Origin of the sequence: Sulfitobacter sp. 1A12056, from assembly GCF_043558125.1 — a bacterium.
GTDB lineage: Bacteria > Pseudomonadota > Alphaproteobacteria > Rhodobacterales > Rhodobacteraceae > Sulfitobacter > Sulfitobacter faviae.
Window position 1 is genome coordinate 1 of the sequence record NZ_JBIFFY010000028.1, and the last position, 1,318, is coordinate 1,318.

1 protein-coding gene and 1 other annotated feature are annotated in these 1,318 nt (G+C 58.3%); the gene reads left to right on the plus strand.

What is annotated here, in order from left to right; genetic code table 11:
• Nucleotides 1–53 precede the first annotated feature (53 nt).
• Nucleotides 54–1,279, plus strand: a protein-coding gene (locus ACGYLD_RS17360) for an IS3 family transposase (RefSeq protein WP_271691802.1) whose coding sequence is annotated in 2 segments (ribosomal slippage) — nt 54–342 and nt 342–1,279 — 1,227 coding nt in all. Because the reading frame shifts where the segments join, the coding sequence is not laid out codon by codon here.
• Nucleotides 335–451 (plus strand) — a sequence feature (AL1L pseudoknot). Its footprint overlaps the gene before it by 117 nt.
• Nucleotides 1,280–1,318: the final 39 nt, after the last annotated feature.

Here is a 1,318-nt window from a genome sequence, read left to right on the forward strand (position 1 = left end):
TGAACCGCGCCGGGTTTGTCGGAGGCTCCAACTCATGAGTAGGATGGAGCATCATGACAAAGACAACGAACAAGTATTCACCAGAAGTGCGCGAGCGCGCCGTGCGGATGGTAATGGATGGCACCGGGCAGCATGAAAGTCGCTGGGCGGCGATTGTGTCGATCTCATCGAAGATAGGCTGCGCGCCGCAAACGCTGAATGAATGGGTCAAGAAGGTTGAGGTTGATACCGGCCAGCGCGGCGGTATCACGACCGAACAGGCCGAGAAGATGAAGGCTCTGGAACGCGAAGTGCGCGAACTGAAGCAGGCCAACGAGATCCTTCGTAAGGCATCCGCATATTTTGCCCAGGCGGAGCTCGACCGCCCATTCAAACGATGATCCGGCTCATAGAAGATCACCGCGCGGATCATGGGGTCGAGCCAATCTGCCGCGTCCTGCCGATTGCCCCAGCCACGTTCTATGACCACTTGGCCAAGCGGGCGAACCCTGATCTTCTGTCGGATCGCGCCAAGCGTGACGAAGACCTGAAGCCTGAGATCGAACGTGTCTTTGAGGAAAACCTCAGCGTCTACGGCGTTCGCAAGATCTGGCATCAAATGCGCCGAGAAGGCTTTGATATCGCACGCTGTACGGTTGCACGGCTAATGAAGGATTTAGACCTTGAGGGCGTAGTGCGTGGCAAAAAGCCGACGACAACGATCCCTGACAAGGCGTTGCCCTGTCCATTGGACAAGGTGAACCGCCAGTTCCACGCGCCAGCGCCAAACGTACTCTGGGTCAGCGACTTCACCTATGTCGCGACGTGGCAGGGGTTTGTGTATGTGGCCTTCGTCATCGACGTCTTTGCCCGTCGTATCGTTGGATGGCGCGTGAGCCGCACGGCTACTGCCGGGTTTGTTCTCGATGCTTTGGAGCAAGCCATCCATCAACGCGGACCAGCTCAGGGCCAGTTGGTGCATCACTCGGATCGCGGGTCGCAATATCTGTCGATTAAGTACACCGAACGACTGGCCGAGGCGCAGATCGCCCCGTCTGTCGGCAGCGTTGGGGACTCCTATGACAACGCTCTGGCAGAAACGATCAACGGCCTGTTCAAAGCAGAGGTCATTCACCGGCGTGGCCCCTGGCGCAGCTTCGACGCCGTGGAATACGCTACCCTCGAATGGGTCGACTGGTTCAACAATCGCCGCCTTCTCGAACCCATCGGGAGCATTCCGCCCGCAGAGGCCGAGGCAAACTTCTACGCTGCTCTGGAAACATCAGGCATGGCCGCGTAACTAAGACAAATCAGCCTCCGGCAAACCCGGCGCGGTTCA